Source organism: Modestobacter versicolor, from assembly GCF_014195485.1.
Lineage (GTDB): Bacteria > Actinomycetota > Actinomycetes > Mycobacteriales > Geodermatophilaceae > Modestobacter > Modestobacter versicolor.
The window spans coordinates 2,519,165-2,532,878 of sequence record NZ_JACIBU010000001.1 but is presented as its reverse complement, the minus strand read 5'-3'; the positions used below and the strand labels follow the sequence as shown (position 1 = coordinate 2,532,878).

The 13,714-nt window shown below is 75.3% G+C and carries 16 protein-coding genes and 1 tRNA gene; 12 read left to right on the top strand and 5 right to left on the bottom strand.

Annotated elements, in window-relative coordinates; all coding sequences use genetic code 11:
- Window positions 1-2: 2 nt before the first annotated feature.
- Both FHX36_RS12410 and FHX36_RS12405 read right to left on the bottom strand, forming a co-directional pair.
- Window positions 3-1,283, bottom strand: coding sequence for a DUF445 family protein (locus FHX36_RS12410; protein WP_183513780.1), 1,281 nt, complete (start codon window positions 1,281-1,283; stop codon window positions 3-5).
- 75 nt (window positions 1,284-1,358) lie between these two features.
- Complete coding sequence (locus tag FHX36_RS12405) at window positions 1,359-2,852, bottom strand: trypsin-like peptidase domain-containing protein (RefSeq protein WP_183513778.1); 1,494 nt, start codon at window positions 2,850-2,852, stop codon at window positions 1,359-1,361.
- A 329-nt stretch (window positions 2,853-3,181) separates the two neighbouring features.
- Here FHX36_RS12405 and FHX36_RS12400 point away from each other — a divergent pair, with 329 nt between their 5' ends.
- Window positions 3,182-3,841, top strand: coding sequence for a hypothetical protein (locus FHX36_RS12400; RefSeq protein WP_183513777.1), 660 nt, complete (start codon window positions 3,182-3,184; stop codon window positions 3,839-3,841).
- Between the two features lie 22 nt (window positions 3,842-3,863).
- Here FHX36_RS12400 and FHX36_RS12395 read toward each other — a convergent pair whose 3' ends face one another.
- Window positions 3,864-4,730: an NAD(P)-dependent oxidoreductase gene (locus tag FHX36_RS12395; protein WP_110553110.1), complete on the bottom strand. Its 867-nt coding sequence runs from the start codon at window positions 4,728-4,730 to the stop codon at window positions 3,864-3,866.
- Between the two features lie 66 nt (window positions 4,731-4,796).
- Between FHX36_RS12395 and FHX36_RS12390 the strand changes: the two genes are divergently transcribed.
- The 3 genes from FHX36_RS12390 (at window position 4,797) to FHX36_RS12380 (ending at window position 5,479) form a co-directional block, all read left to right on the top strand.
- Window positions 4,797-5,096, top strand: coding sequence for an SCO4225 family membrane protein (locus FHX36_RS12390; RefSeq protein WP_183513776.1), 300 nt, complete (start codon window positions 4,797-4,799; stop codon window positions 5,094-5,096).
- 12 nt (window positions 5,097-5,108) lie between these two features.
- Window positions 5,109-5,180: transfer RNA gene (locus tag FHX36_RS12385), tRNA-Thr, on the top strand.
- Window positions 5,181-5,269: 89 nt separating this feature from the next.
- Window positions 5,270-5,479 (top strand): dodecin, encoded by a 210-nt coding sequence (locus FHX36_RS12380; protein ID WP_110553108.1) that lies wholly within the window; start codon window positions 5,270-5,272, stop codon window positions 5,477-5,479.
- A 65-nt stretch (window positions 5,480-5,544) separates the two neighbouring features.
- Here FHX36_RS12380 and FHX36_RS12375 read toward each other — a convergent pair whose 3' ends face one another.
- Together FHX36_RS12375 and FHX36_RS12370 are read right to left on the bottom strand one after the other, a co-directional pair.
- A complete protein-coding gene (locus tag FHX36_RS12375; RefSeq protein WP_220036009.1) occupies window positions 5,545-5,955 on the bottom strand; it encodes a QcrA and Rieske domain-containing protein in 411 nt (136 codons plus the stop codon).
- 23 nt (window positions 5,956-5,978) lie between these two features.
- Window positions 5,979-6,377, bottom strand: coding sequence for a DUF5313 family protein (locus FHX36_RS12370; RefSeq protein WP_110553107.1), 399 nt, complete (start codon window positions 6,375-6,377; stop codon window positions 5,979-5,981).
- Window positions 6,378-6,632: 255 nt separating this feature from the next.
- Between FHX36_RS12370 and FHX36_RS12365 the strand changes: the two genes are divergently transcribed.
- The 8 genes from FHX36_RS12365 (at window position 6,633) to FHX36_RS23955 (ending at window position 13,672) form a co-directional block, all read left to right on the top strand.
- The gene (locus tag FHX36_RS12365; protein WP_110553106.1) at window positions 6,633-7,394 is read left to right on the top strand and encodes a DeoR/GlpR family DNA-binding transcription regulator; all 762 of its coding nucleotides are present in this window, start codon (window positions 6,633-6,635) and stop codon (window positions 7,392-7,394) included.
- A 100-nt stretch (window positions 7,395-7,494) separates the two neighbouring features.
- A complete protein-coding gene (gene mtlA / locus FHX36_RS12360) occupies window positions 7,495-8,655 on the top strand; it encodes a mannitol-specific PTS transporter subunit IIC (RefSeq protein ID WP_110553105.1) in 1,161 nt (386 codons plus the stop codon).
- Between the two features lie 2 nt (window positions 8,656-8,657).
- Window positions 8,658-8,966 carry a PTS lactose transporter subunit IIB gene (locus FHX36_RS12355; protein ID WP_110553104.1) on the top strand — a complete coding sequence of 103 codons (309 nt, stop codon included), beginning with the start codon at window positions 8,658-8,660 and terminating at the stop codon, window positions 8,964-8,966.
- Window positions 8,959-9,423: a PTS mannitol transporter subunit IIA gene (locus FHX36_RS12350; RefSeq protein ID WP_110553103.1), complete on the top strand. Its 465-nt coding sequence runs from the start codon at window positions 8,959-8,961 to the stop codon at window positions 9,421-9,423. The genes FHX36_RS12355 and FHX36_RS12350 overlap by 8 nt, the downstream gene beginning before the upstream one ends.
- A gap of 67 nt (window positions 9,424-9,490) precedes the next feature.
- The gene (locus FHX36_RS12345) at window positions 9,491-10,531 is read left to right on the top strand and encodes a zinc-dependent dehydrogenase (protein WP_110553102.1); all 1,041 of its coding nucleotides are present in this window, start codon (window positions 9,491-9,493) and stop codon (window positions 10,529-10,531) included.
- A gap of 138 nt (window positions 10,532-10,669) precedes the next feature.
- On the top strand, window positions 10,670-11,584 hold the full coding sequence (gene rarD / locus FHX36_RS12340; protein WP_110553101.1) for an EamA family transporter RarD: 915 nt from the start codon (window positions 10,670-10,672) through the stop codon (window positions 11,582-11,584).
- Window positions 11,585-11,666: 82 nt separating this feature from the next.
- Window positions 11,667-12,023 (top strand): DUF3263 domain-containing protein, encoded by a 357-nt coding sequence (locus FHX36_RS12335; protein WP_246405467.1) that lies wholly within the window; start codon window positions 11,667-11,669, stop codon window positions 12,021-12,023.
- A 56-nt stretch (window positions 12,024-12,079) separates the two neighbouring features.
- A complete protein-coding gene (locus FHX36_RS23955; protein ID WP_183513774.1) occupies window positions 12,080-13,672 on the top strand; it encodes a LytR C-terminal domain-containing protein in 1,593 nt (530 codons plus the stop codon).
- The last annotated feature ends 42 nt before the right edge of the window (window positions 13,673-13,714 follow it).

Sequence of the window (13,714 nt, the reverse complement as noted above, 5' to 3'; positions counted from 1 at the left end):
GCTCAGGACAGCAGCTGCGCCACCGTGTAGATCACCAGGCCGGCCAGCCCGCCGACGACGGTGCCGTTGACCCGGATCCACTGCAGGTCCCGGCCGACCTGCAGCTCGATCCGGCGGCTGGTCTCCTCGGTGTCCCACCGGGCCACGGTGGTGCCGACCAGGTCGGCGGCGTCGGCGGCGAAGCGCTCGACCGCCCAGCCCGCTCCGCGGCGGAACTGCCGCTGCACCAGCTCGCGCACGGTGGGGTCGGTCTGCAGCAGCTGCGCGCCGGAGCGGATCAGGCCGACCACGCGGGTCCGCAGCTCGGAGTCGGGGTCGGCGGCCGCGGTGACCACGCCGTTCTTCGCCGTCGTCCACAGCGACCCGGACCAGGTGCGGACGGCGGGGTGGTCGAGCACCTCGGCCTTGAACTGCTCGACCCGGGCGGCGGTCTCCGGGTCGGTGCGCAGCTTGCGCACGTAGGACCGCAGCCGCCGGTCGTAGACCTGGCGCACCGGGTGGTCGGCGTCGGCGCCGACCTCGGCGAGGAAGCCGCGGAGCAGCTCGAAGACCCGGTCGAACACCTTGTCGTCGACCCAGTCGGGCACCCACGCGGGCGAGGCGTCGCCCAGCCGGGCGCGGAAGACCAGCCGGTTGTCGGCCAGGAACTCCGCCAGCCCGCTCAGGCCGGCCGAGAGCACCTCCTGGTGCCGGTCGCCGTCGACGGCCAGCTCCAGCACCCGGGCCAGGCCCGGCGCGGCGGGGGTCTCGCGCAGCTTGCGGTCGACGAACGTCGACACCGCCTGCTGCACCTCGTCGTCCTTGAGCAGGTCGGTGAGCGCGCCCAGGGCGGCCCCGGCGTCGCCGGCCAGCCGCTCGGCCCGGCCGGGCGCGGCCAGGAAGGCGCCCAGCCGCCCGGGCACGTCCACGCCGTCCAGCCGCTCCTCGACCACCGCGCGGGTCAGGAAGTTCTCCTGCACGAAGGCGCCCAGGCTGGTGCCGATCTGGTCCTTCTTGCGCGGGATGATCGCGGTGTGCGGGATCGGCAGCCCGAGCGGGTGCCGGAACAGCGCGGTCACCGCGAACCAGTCGGCCAGCGCCCCGACCATCGACGCCTCGGCGGTCGCCCGGACGTAGCCGACCCAGGCGCCGGTCTCCTCGCCGAGGAGCACGCAGACCAGGAACACCGCCGCGGCGAGCAGGAACAGGCCGGTGGCCAGCCGCTTCATCTTCGTGAGGTCCCGGGCGCGGGCCGGGTCGTCGAGCGAGCCCGCGAGCGGGACGGTCAGCGGAGGGGCCGGCACCCGACCGAGCCTAGGCGGCCCCTCGGCAGGGCCCCACCCCGAGCGTGCGAGGGGTGGGGGCAGAGGGGCCCCTCGTCACTCGGAGGCGTCGAGGGTGACGTCGACCTCGGAGCTGTCGTCGCCGCGGCGCACGGTCAGGGTGACCGTGTCGCCGGGCTGGGCGCTGCGGATCGCGGCGGTGAGCTCGGTGGAGGTGGTGACCACCCGGTCGTCGACCGCGGTGATCACCTCGCCGGCCTGCAGCCCCGCGTCCGCGGCCGGGGAGCCGTCCTGCACGGTGACCAGCTGCGCGCCGGTGCCGACCGCCGACTGGTCGCCGTCGGAGGCGGTCCGGGCCGTCACCCCGAGCAGCGCGTGGGTGGCCGAGCCGGTGTCGATGATCTCCTGGGCGATCCGCTGGGCCGTGTTGGCCGGGATGGCGAAGCCGACGCCGATGTTGCCGCTCTGCCCGGACTGCTGACCGGGCAGGTCGGAGGTGGCCACCGACGCGATGGCGGTGTTGATCCCGACCACCTGGCCGGCCGCGTCCACCAGCGGGCCACCCGAGTTGCCCGGGTTGATCGCCGCGTCGGTCTGCAGCGCGTCGATGACCGTCTGCTCCTGGTCGGAGCCGGTGGCGACCGCGCGGTTGGTCGCGCTGATGATGCCGTCGGTGACGGTGTTGGACAGGCCCAGCGGGGCGCCGATGGCGACGGCGAGGTCGCCCACCTGGACGTCGTCGGAGTCGGCGAAGGTGACCGGGGTCAGCCCGCTGGCGCCCTGCAGCTGGACGACGGCGAGGTCGGAGCTGGGGTCGGTGCCCACCACGGTCGCGTCGTAGAGCGTGCCGTCGGCGGTGCGCACCTGCACGCTCGCCTGTTCGGTGGAGCTGTCCAGGGTGACCACGTGGTTGTTGGTGAGCACGTAGCCGTCGGCGGAGAGGACGACGCCCGAGCCGGACCCCGAGCCGGAGCCGGAGCTCACGTAGAGGGTGACCACGCTCGGGGCGGCCACCGCCGCTGCCGCGGTGGTGCTGGTCGCGTTGTCCGGGTCGGTGATGACCACCGGCTGCGCCGAACCTCCACCGGCGGTGCTCACGGAGTCGTCGTCGGTGAGCGCCATGACGCCGGCCCCGGCGCCGCCACCGATCAGCGCCGCCCCGACCAGGCCGGCGGCCAGGCCGAGGCGCCAGCGCCCGGGGCGCCGGGTCGGCTGCTGGGGGAGGCCGGGCTGCGGGGGCGCCTGGAAGACCGGCGGGAGGGCGCCGCCGGGCGGCTGCTGACCGTGCGCCTGCTGGTAGCCGGGCGTCCCGTACCCGGCCGGCGGCCAGGGCTGGTGCTGCGGCGCGGCGACCGGGGCGGGGAACTGCTGGGTGGGCTGGTGCCCGGGCTGCACGGGGGCGGCGGCCGTCGGGAACTGCTCGGTCGGCCGCGACCCGAGCGGGGCGTCGGCGGCGGGCGGGGTGGCCCAGCCCGGCTGCTGCTGTGAGGCAGCGCCCGGCTGCTGCTGCGGCGTCCACCCGGTGCCGGCGTCGGCGGGCCGGTCCGTGCCGTGGCCGGTCTCGTCGGCCGGCCGGTCGTTCTCAGTCACTGGTGGTCCTCCCCACGTCGCGGTGGGCCTTCCCCGTCGCGATGGCACCACTGTGCGCTCGCGTACTGCCCCGGGACTGGTGGTCCGCTGTGAGTTCCCTGGATGCGCTGCCCCCTTGTCGGCCGGAGTGCGCACTCGTCGGGGTGTCCCGCAGGGGCGAAGGCCCGGCGGGTGCGCAACGGCCGGACCGAGGAGGGCCGACCCGGCGCGGTCGTGCCCCGTTCGGCTGCGCACGACATTCCTCGGGCGCGTCGCGCGTATCCGCGCACGGATCGGGCAGGGGAGGGGACGGCAGCTCCTGCCACCCTCCCAACGCCCGGAGGCCGTCGGTGCCCGTTCGAGCACTCGTCCGTTCCGTCCTCGCCCTGCTCGTCCTGCTGGCCGCCGCGCTCGCCGCCGTCGGAGGTGTGTCGCTGGGCGGGTCCGGGATGGTCGCCGTCGCCCTGGCCGCCGTCGTCACCGGCTGCCTGGGTGCCGGCATCGCCCGGGACGGCGACTCCCCGCACCCCCGCCAGGCCGCCGTCGACGCCGCCTGGCGCACCGCGGTCGGCACGGTCGCCGTGCTGCTGGTGCTCAGCGGCTGCGCGGTGCTGACCGGTGCAGCCGTGACGGCGGTCGTCGCCGGAGTCGGGCTGTGCAGCGCCCTCGCCTGGTGGGCGCTGCGGGCGGTGCGGTCCGACCGCCGCCCGGCGGGCGCGACCGTCGTCCCGCTGACGACCGCGGGCGGCCGGCCGGTCGAGTCCCTCTCGGTGGAGGACCTCGGCCGCGAGTGGCTTCGCACGTCGGCGGCCCTGGCCCAGGTGCGCGGCCCGCTGGTGCGGCAGGCGCTGGCCGAGCGGCGGCGCGAGGCGCTGGACGAGCTGGAGCGCCGCGACCCGGCCGGCTTCGCGCGCTGGCTGGCCGAGGGCGCCACGGTCGACAGCGACCCGGCCCGCTACGTCTCCGGCGACGTCTCCGGCGACCCCGCGGCCGGGTCCGACGCCGCCTGACCGGACCGCACGACCCGTCCGCTCAGCCGCGCGGCTGCAGACCGGCGATCACCGCGCTGACGTCCGCGGCCGCCGGGTCGGCGAGCGCCGCCGCCGCGGCGTCCATGGTCTCCAGCACGGCGGCGTCCAGCCGGTCGGAGACCCCGGCCTGCTGCAGCGCCGCCCGGATGAGCCGGGCGTCCTTGGCCGCGCCGGTCAGCCCGAAGCTGACCGGGAACTCGCCGGCCATCATCAGCTCGCCCTTGACGTGCGCGTACGGGGTGTCCAGCGGTCCGCCGGCGATGGCGTCCAGGAAGTGCTGCGGGTCGACGCCGAGACCACGGGCCAGCGCGATCGACTGGGCTGTTCCCGCGGTGACCATGAACAGCCAGGCGTTGCAGGCCATCTTCAGCCGGCTGCCCGCACCGGCCTCGCCGAGCCACAGCGTCTTGGAGCCCAGCGCGTCGAACACCGGCGCGAGCTGCTCGCGGGTCTCCTCCGGCCCGGAGGCGAGCAGCACCAGGGCGCCGTCCTCGGCCGGCTGCTTGGTGCCGAGCACCGGGCAGTCGACGAGCACCAGGCCCAGCTCGGCGGCGACCTCGGCCGTGCGCCCGGCGCCGTCCACGCCGACCGTGCTGCACTGCAGCCAGGTGGTGCCGGCCGGCGGCGCGGCCTGCCGCACGACGTCGATGGCCGCGTCGGCGTCGAAGAGCATGGTGAGGACGACGTCGGCCCCGGCGACCGCCTCGGCGGGGGAGCCGCACGCCTGCGCGCCGGTGCCTGCGAGCGCCTGGGCCTTGGCGGCCGCCCGGTTCCACACCCGCACCGGTAGGCCGGCCCGGCGCAGCGACCGCACCATCCCCGCGCCCATCGTGCCCGTGCCGAGGACCGCCACCACCGGGTTGCTCATGCCCGGCTCCTTCCCCGGCGGTGGTCCGCCGACACGGTGACCGGGCGACCGGGGATGATCACCGCCATGGACGGACGACGCCGCTGGCCGGTCTGGGTGGCCGGGGGGTACGCGCTGGCGGTGCTCGCCACCACGGTGTGGGTGCAGGTCGCCGCCGCGGGGGCGGACGACGCCAGCCTCGCCGGGGTCTGGCTGATCGCGCTGACCGTCCCCGGCTCGCTGCTCGGCCTGCTGCTCATCCCGGGCGAGCTCGGCTCGCTCGTGGTGTTCACGGTCATCGGGCTGCTGCAGGCCTGGGGCACCTGGTACCTGCTGGAGCGCGTGCGGGTCCGCCGTGCCGGCCGCCCGGCCACCGGGTCCCGGTAACCTCGCCGGGTCGCCCCATTAGCTCAGTGGTAGAGCACCCGCCTTGTAAGCGGAAGGTCGTCCGTTCAATCCGGACATGGGGCTCCGCTCCGCTCTCGCGGGCCGCTCCCGGGCGTGCCAGGGTCGACGGCGAACAGCTGCCGACCCGGCAGCCCGACCCGAGGAGTCCCACGGTGAGCGACCACGTCTACCGGCTGAGCGAGATCGTCGGCAGTTCCACCACCAGCGTCGACGACGCCGTCCGCACCGCGGTGCGCAAGGCCTCCCAGACGGTGCGCAACATCGAGTGGTTCCAGACCTCGGAGATCCGCGGGCAGGTCGTCGACGGCGACGTCGCCTACTTCCAGGTCACCCTGAAGATCGGCTTCCGCGTCGAGGACTGAGGAAGGACCCCCCCCGCGCCTCGCAGGCTCGGCGTGGGTCCCTGAAGGGCGGCCGTTCCAGGCCGTCACGTGAGGACGACGTCGGTGCCGCGCACCGCGACGCCCACCCGTGCCAGCGGCTCGGTCGCCGGCCCCTCCACCGCGTCGCCGGTGGCCAGGTCGAAGACCGAGCCGTGGCAGGGGCAGGCCAGCCCGTCCTCGGCGGGCCGGACGTTGCACCCCTGGTGCGTGCAGGTCGCGTCGTAGCCGACGACCGTGCCCTCGTCCGGCCGGCCGACGAGCACCCGCCGCCCGTCGATCGACACCTCGTAGGCGCTGCCCACCGGCACCTCGGCGAGCGCGACGACCACGTCGCCGGCGGCCACGCCGGTCAGCTCGGGCACGTCCGTGCCGCCACCGCAGCCCGCCAGGGCGATCGAGCCGAGACCGGCACCGCCGGCGACGAGCAGGGCACGGCGGGACAGGCAGGGGTGCACGGCTCCATCCTGCCGTTGGCTCCTCAGTCGAAGCTGCCGGCGCCGCCGGAGCGGTAGCGGGCCTGCCGTTCCAGGCGCTCGCGTTCGGCCCGCTCGGCCCGGCGCTCGGCCGTCGTCCCCGGTGGCCAGCCGGCCTTGACCGCGCGGTGCTCGGTCGTCTCGGTCATGTAGGCGACCGAGAAGAGCAGCCCGATCACCAGCCCGCCGCCGGCCGCGGTCACCCGGACGGCGAGGTCGACGGGCGGGACGAGCAGGCACAGGACGACGACCGGGGCCAGCTGCACCAGCGCCCGGGCGAGGTGGCGGAGCACCCAGCTGTGCCGGGTGACGTCGTCGAGCACCCACGGCGAGAGCGACCGGGGCAGTCCGCCGCCGTAGGCGTACCAGAGCCACTGGGCCGGGTTCGGGCGTCCAGCGTCCACCCGGCCAACGGTAGGCGCGTCGACGGTCCGGTGACGGGGGAGCGGGCGCGCGGCGCTCCATCCGGCCGCCCTCCCGCGCGTCGTCGCGAGGGGCACACTCGAGTGGCGCACGATGTGATGCCGGTCACGCGCGAGCCCACTTCGACCGCGTGCACGGAAAGATCATGGTCCGTTTGGCTCCGGGTCGGCTTGACTTCGCCCGCTTGTGGCCGTAGACACATCCCTGCAGAACGCTGACGTGTGAGGGAGGTCACGATGTACGCGCAGGAGCGGCAGGAGCACATCCTCCGTGCGGCGCGCACCGCTGGCCGCGTCGAGGTCGCCGAGCTGGCCACCGAGCTCGACGTCGCACCGGAGACGATCCGCAAGGACCTCACCGCGCTGGAGCGGGGTGGCGTCGTCCGGCGGGTGCACGGTGGCGCGATCCCGGTGGAGCGGCTGGGCTTCGAGCCCGCGGTGGCCGCCCGCGACGTCGTCCTGACCGCGGAGAAGGAGCGGATCGCCAAGGCCGCGATCGCCGAGCTCCCCGAGGACGGCGCCGTCCTCATCGACGCCGGCACCACCACCGCCCGGCTCGCCGACCTGATGCCCGGCGACCGCGAGCTGACCATCGTCACCAACGCGCTGCCGCTGGCCAGCAAGCTCGCCGCGTTCCCCAACCTCAACGTGCTGCTGATCGGCGGCCGGGTGCGCAGCCGCACGCTCGCCTCCGTCGACGCCTGGGCGCAGCAGGCGCTGGCCGGGCTCTACGTCGACGTCTGCCTGCTGGCCACCAACGGCGTCTCCGTCGAGCGCGGCCTCACCACCCCCGACCCCACCGAGGCCGCCGTCAAGGCCGCGATGGTCAAGGCCGCCCGCCGGGTCGTGCTGCTGGCCGACCACAGCAAGGTCGGCCACGACCACCTGGCCCGCTTCGCCGACCTCGACGACGTCGACCTGCTGATCACCGACAGCGGCCTCGACGAGCGCACCGCCGGTGAGCTCGCCGCCGCCGGCCCCCGGGTGGTGCGGGTGTGAACCCCCGCCCGGCCCTCCAGTCCTCCCGCCCCGTGCGGGATGCACCTGCACCTCCGACCCACCCCACCACCCATCCAATGAAGGAACAGGGAGCACGTCCATGACCGCATACACGCCCACGGTGACGGGCACTGGCTGGAAGGCGCGGGTGCAGCGCTTCGGCGGCTTCCTCGCCGGCATGGTCATGCCCAACATCGGTGCGTTCATCGCCTGGGGCCTGATCACCGCGCTGTTCATCCCCACCGGCTGGACCCCGAACGAGGAGTTCGCGCTCCTCGTCGGCCCGATGATCACGTTCCTGCTGCCGCTGCTGATCGGCTACACCGGTGGCCGCATCGTGCACGGCCAGCGCGGCGCCGTCATCGGTGCCGTCGCCACCATCGGCGTCATCGTCGGCGCCGACGTGCCGATGTTCCTCGGCGCGATGATCATCGGCCCGCTGGCCGCCCTGGCGCTCAAGTACGTCGACGGCTTCATCCAGGAGCGCACGAAGGCCGGCTTCGAGATGCTGGTCGACAACTTCTCCCTCGGCATCCTGGGTGGTGCGTTCGCGCTCCTCGGCCAGTGGGCCATCGGCCCGTCGGTGAACTGGCTGACCCAGCGGCTGGGCGACCTGACCGACTGGCTGATCGACCACAGCCTGCTGCCGCTGGCCTCGGTCGTCGTCGAGCCGGCCAAGGTGCTGTTCCTGAACAACGCGATCAACCAGGGCCTGTTCACGCCGCTCGGCGCCGCCGAGTCGGCCGAGACCGGCCAGTCGATCCTGTTCATGATCGAGTCCAACCCCGGCCCGGGCCTCGGTGTCCTGCTGGCCTACCTGTTCTTCGGGCCGCGCACGCTCCGCCCGTCGGTGCCCGCCGCGATCGTGATCCAGTTCTTCGGCGGCATCCACGAGATCTACTTCCCGTACATCCTGATGAAGCCGAAGATGATCCTGGCCGCGATCGCCGGTGGCGCCGCGGGCGTGGGCACCTTCATGGTCACCGACGCCGGCCTGGTGGCCTCCCCGTCGCCGGGCAGCATCATCGCCTACCTGGCGCAGACCCCCCGGGGCGGCTACGTGGGCGTGCTCCTCGGCGTCGTGATCGCCGCGGCGGTCTCCTTCGCGGTCGGCTCGGCGCTCCTGGGCTTCGGTCGTGGTGAGAAGCTCGTCAACGACGACGCGGCGGCCGACGTCGCGGTCGAGGCGGGGCAGCGACCGGTCGACGAGCCCGGTTCCTCTCCTGCCTCTGCGTCCCGCAACGAGACGGCAGGAGCCTGACCATGGCGAGCATCGCTGGTAACGACGTCAAGAAGCTGGTCGTCGCGTGCGACGCCGGGATGGGCAGCAGCGTGCTGCTGGCCAACCAGCTGAAGAAGCAGCTCAAGAAGAACGGCGTGGTCGTCGAGCACTCGCCCGTCGACAGCATCCCGGACGACGCCGACGTCGTGCTCACGCACAGCCAGCTGGCCGACCGGGCCCGCCGGCTGGCCGGTGACCGGCCGGTCGTGCCCTTCAACCTCTTCGTCGGCGACCCGGCGGTCACCGCCGTGGTGAAGGCGATCCAGGGCGGCACGACCATCGATGGCTGACGGGCTGGTCTCCGAGCTGCTCGACGCCAGCCGGATCCGGCTCGACGGGCAGGCCGCGGACAAGTTCGAGGCCGTCCGGCAGGCCGGTGAGCTGCTGCTGGCCTCGGGTGCGGTCGACGAGTCCTACGTCGCGTCGATGCTCGAGCGGGAGGGCTCCATCTCGACCTACATGGGCGAGGGGGTGGCGATCCCGCACGGCACCAACGCCGGCAAGGCCGGGGTGAAGCACGACGCGCTGACGGTGGTCCGGTACCCCGACGGCGTGGACTGGGGCAACGGCCGCGCCGAGGTCGTCATCGGCATCGCCGCGGCCGGCGACGGGCACCTGCCGGTGCTCGCCGCGCTCGCCCAGGTCCTCATGGACCCCGACCGGGCCGCTGCCCTGCGCGCGGCCCGGTCGGTCGAGGAGGTCCAGACCCTCCTGTCCACCGTCGAGGACGACGACGAGGACGACTGAGCACCCGGCGGGGGACGGCGCACGCCGTCCCCCGCCGCATCCACACGAGACGGAAGAGGGTCAGCACATGAAGGTCGCCCGGTTCTACGCCCCCGGCGACATCCGGATCGAGGACTCCCCGGAGCCCACCGCCGGTCCGGGCGAGGTCAAGATCCGCGTCCGCAACTGCTCCACCTGTGGCACCGACCTGAAGATCTCCCGGTTCGGCCACCCCAACATCCGCCCCCCGCGGGTCATCGGCCACGAGATCGCCGGTGAGGTGGTCGAGGTCGGCGACGGCGTCGAGGGCTGGGCGGCCGGTGACCGCGTGCAGGTCATCGCCGCCATCCCCGACGGCACCTGCGAGGAGTGCCGTCGCGGCCACCTGACGGTCTGCGAGAACCAGCTCTCGATGGGCTACAACTTCGAGGGCGGCTTCGCCGAGTACATGGTCGTGCCGCGCGAGGTGCTCGCCGTCGACGGCCTCAACCGCATCCCCGACGGCCTGGGCTTCGACGAGGCGTCCGTCGCCGAGCCGCTGGCCTGCGTGCTCAACGGCCAGGAGCTGGCCCGGGTGGGGGAGGGCCAGGACGTCGTCGTCATCGGCGCCGGCCCCATCGGCTGCCTGCACGTCCGGCTGGCCCGCGCCCGCGGTGCCGCCCGGGTGTTCCTGGTCGACCTCAACGCCGAGCGGCTCAAGCTCTCCGCCGACCGGGTCCAGCCCGACGCCACCGTGGCCGCCGAGGACACCGACCCGGTCGAGGCGATCAAGGAGCTCACCGGCGGGCGCGGGGTCGACGTCGCGATCGTGGCCGCCGCCTCCGGCGCCGCCCAGCAGCAGGCGCTGCAGATGGTGGCCCGGGAGGGCGTGGTCAGCTTCTTCGGCGGCCTGCCCAAGGACAACCCGATCGTGCAGGTCGACAGCAACCTCGTGCACTACCGCGAGCTGACGATCGTGGGCGCCAACGGCTCCAGCCCGGCGCACAACAAGGAGGCGCTGCGGCTGATGGCCTCCGGCGAGGTGCCGGTCGCCGACCTGATCACCCACCGGCTGGGCCTCGACGACGTGCAGAAGGGCCTGGACGCGATCGCCAGCGGCGAGGCCATCAAGGTCACCATCGAACCCTGACGCCGGTGCACCCGGGGCCCGGTGCCCGCTGACGACGACGTCGGCGGGCACCGGGCCTCGTGCGTCCTCCGGGGGGTGCCGGCGGCACGGTCGTGAGCCAGCCTCACGACCGGGAACGGTGGGGCGTACGGTGCGCCGGTGGACGAACGGCGCGTCGGGGTGTGGGCCGGCCTCGGGGCGTACGTGCTGTGGGGCGTCTTCCCGCTCTACTTCCCGCTGCTCGAGCCGGCCGGCGGGCTGGAGATCGTCGCCCACCGGGTGGCCTGGTCGCTGCTGTTCGTCGGCCTGCTGCTGACCGTGCGCCGCGGCTGGCCGCAGGTGCGGGCCGCGGTCGGTGCCCGGCGGTCGCTGCTGGTGCTCGCCGTCGCCGCGGTGCTCATCGCCGCCAACTGGCTCGTGTACGTCTACGCGGTCAACTCCGGGCACGTCGTCGAGGCCTCGCTCGGGTACTTCATCAACCCGCTGGTCAGCGTGGTGCTCGGGGTCTTCGTGTTCCGCGAGCGGCTGCGCCGGCTGCAGTGGGTGGCGGTCGGCACCGCCGTGCTGGCGGTCGTCGTGCTCACCGTCGACCACGGCCGGCCGCCGTGGATCGCGCTCACCCTCGCGCTGAGCTTCGGGCTCTACGGGCTGATGAAGAAGGTGGTGCGGGTCGACGCCGCGCCCGGCCTGTTCGTGGAGACCGCCGTCGTCTTCGTGCCGGCCCTGGTGGTGATCGGCGTGCTGCAGGGCTCCGGTGACGCGGCCTTCGGCCACGCCGGGGCCGGCAACGCCTTCCTGCTGGTCAGCACCGGCCTGGCCACCGCGGTCCCGCTGCTGCTGTTCGCCGCGGCGGCCAGCCGGGTGCCGCTGTCCACGGTCGGGCTGCTGCAGTACGTCACCCCGCTGATGCAGCTGTCGATCGGCGTCTTCGTCTACGACGAGCCGATGCCCCCGGCCCGGCTGGCCGGGTTCGCCATCGTCTGGCTGGCGCTGGCCGTCTTCTCCGTCGACAGCCTCCGGCAGGCGCACAGCGTCCGGCGGGCCGCGGCCGTGCCGGTGCCCGCCACGACCTAGGGTCGCCCCCGCCCCGCCTGTCACCCCCGCGGACTACCGTCGTGTAATCACACGGTTGGGATTCCACGGGACGGAGGCGGTCATGAGCAGCGAGGGCGTGCAGCCCGTCGCCGGCGCCGCGGCGACCTCCCCGGCTGGGGCCGATGGGGCTCCTGTGACGGCTGGGGACGACACGGGTGCGGCGCTGCCGGCCCGCGAGCGCGAGATCCTGGCCTTCGAACGGCAGTGGTGGCGCTTCGCGGGGGCGAAGGAAGCGGCGATCCGGGAACGCTTCGGGATGTCGGCGACCCGCTACTACCAGGTGCTCAACGCCCTGGTCGACCGTCCCGAGGCCCTCGCCGCCGACCCGCTGCTGGTCCGCCGGCTGCGCCGGATGAGGGCGGCGCGCCAACGGCAGCGCTCCGGCCGGGTCCTGGGCAGCGACCCGACGCGCGACTAGCCTCTCTCACTGTGGGGAGGCATGCGCAGCCGGGCAGTGACGGAGGTCCGCCCGAGGTGACCCCGCCGGGCGGTCGCCGCCGGGCGGACGAGCGCCGGGAGGCCGCTCCGGCGACCGACCGGTCCGCCGCCGACCCGCTCACCGGCCCCCGCCGCCCCGGCGCCGCCGTGCCACCGGCCCGCTCGGCCGGGCCGGAGTCCGACGGTGCGATGACCATGCCGCGGACCAGCCGGGCCGACCGCCGCCGCGAGGGGCTGCTGCCCTCCGGTGAGGACCCGATGGTCCGCCGTCCGCCGGCCCGCCCGGCCGGTGGCCCGCCCCCCGGTGCCGGCCGCCGGCGCACCGACGCCGACCCGACTGCGGCGCCCGGCCGCCCGCCGGCGACCGGCGAGCGGCGCCGGCTCCCCGCTGCGCAGGCGCCCGGAGCTCCGGCCCAGACCCCGGCGGCGCAGGCCCCGGCCCAGACCCCGGCGGTGCAGACGCCGGCGGCCCAGGCCCCGACCGCCCAGGCCCCGGCCCGCCAGGCCCCGGTTGCTCCCCGCCCGGCGGCCGCCCCGGCCGTCTCCGGTCCGATGACCGCCGCCGCCCCGGCGGCTGCCGTCGGCCGGACCGTCCCGCCGCCGGCCCGACCCGACGGCCCGCCCGCCCCGGCCCCCGCGGGCGCCGACGCCGCTCCGCGCACCACCGGCATGCCCAGCTGGGCGTCCGAGCCCGGGCCGCCGACCCCGCCGCCGCACGACGTCACCCAGCGCGTCTCCAGCGCCGCACCTGCCGACTCCCCGTGGGGTCAGCCGGCCGCCCAGGCCGCCGTCGCGGCCGCCCCGGCCCGCTCTCCGCAGACCCCCGCCCGGCCGTCCCGCACCGCGCCCCCGGCGCCCCCGCTGGCGTCCGGCCGCCCGGCGCCCCGGCTCGCGCCGGAGGACCCCGCCCCCGAGCCGGCCGCCGAGCCGGAGCGGTCGCGGCGGGCGATCGACGTCCCCGTGGGCGGCCGGGCCGCCGCCCGGCTCGAGCGCCAGGCCGCCGAGGCGGCCCGGAAGAAGTCCGGCCGCAAGGTCGGCCCGCCGGACCGTCCCGCCGGGCCTGCGCTCGGCGGACCCGGTCGCGACGACGAGCGGAGGCCCGACCCGGCCGACGGGCCGCGCCGCTTCCCGCGCCGCGCGGTGCAGGGGCTCGTCGCCTTCGTGGTGGTCGCCGTCGGCGTGCTGGGCTTCTGGTCGTTCGCCTCGCCGGAGGCGGAGGAGACCTCCGCGCAGAGCCCGGTCACCAGCACCGCCCCCGCCCCGAGCGGCGAGGCGCTGCCGGTGCAGGAGAGCGTCGCCCCCACCGCGGAGCTCACGCCGGCCCCGGTCGGCCCGGTGCGGGCGCCGATCACCGTGCTGAACAGCACGAGCATCAACGGGCTGGCCGGCGACATCGGTGACGCGTTCACCGGTGGTGGCTGGGAGGTCACCCGCACCGGCGAGTCCCCGGTCCAGGACGTGGCCACCACGACCGTCTACTTCACCGAGGGCGACTCGGTGCAGCAGCAGGCGGCCGCGCAGCTGGTCGAGCAGTTCCCCGACGTCTCCGGCCCGGTGCCGCGCTACTTCGAGGTCGACCAGGACGTCCCCGGCCTCGTCGTCGTCGCCACCGGGAACTGGCGGCCCTGAGCCGTCCCCGGCGGAACTCCGGCACGGCCCCGTCCGTTGCCG

What these genes read in the sequence shown, in the direction of transcription:
- FHX36_RS12345 (WP_110553102.1), top strand. Translation starts at nt 9,491, where the DNA reads ATGAAGGTCGCCCGGTTCTACGCCCCCGGCGACATCCGGATCGAGGAC.
- FHX36_RS12350 (WP_110553103.1), top strand. Translation starts at nt 8,959, where the DNA reads ATGGCTGACGGGCTGGTCTCCGAGCTGCTCGACGCCAGCCGGATCCGG.
- FHX36_RS12355 (WP_110553104.1), top strand. Translation starts at nt 8,658, where the DNA reads ATGGCGAGCATCGCTGGTAACGACGTCAAGAAGCTGGTCGTCGCGTGC.
- FHX36_RS12390 (WP_183513776.1), top strand. Translation starts at nt 4,797, where the DNA reads ATGGACGGACGACGCCGCTGGCCGGTCTGGGTGGCCGGGGGGTACGCG.
- FHX36_RS12335 (WP_246405467.1), top strand. Translation starts at nt 11,667, where the DNA reads ATGAGCAGCGAGGGCGTGCAGCCCGTCGCCGGCGCCGCGGCGACCTCC.
- mtlA (WP_110553105.1), top strand. Translation starts at nt 7,495, where the DNA reads ATGACCGCATACACGCCCACGGTGACGGGCACTGGCTGGAAGGCGCGG.
- FHX36_RS12395 (WP_110553110.1), bottom strand. Translation starts at nt 4,730, where the DNA reads ATGAGCAACCCGGTGGTGGCGGTCCTCGGCACGGGCACGATGGGCGCG.
- FHX36_RS12365 (WP_110553106.1), top strand. Translation starts at nt 6,633, where the DNA reads ATGTACGCGCAGGAGCGGCAGGAGCACATCCTCCGTGCGGCGCGCACC.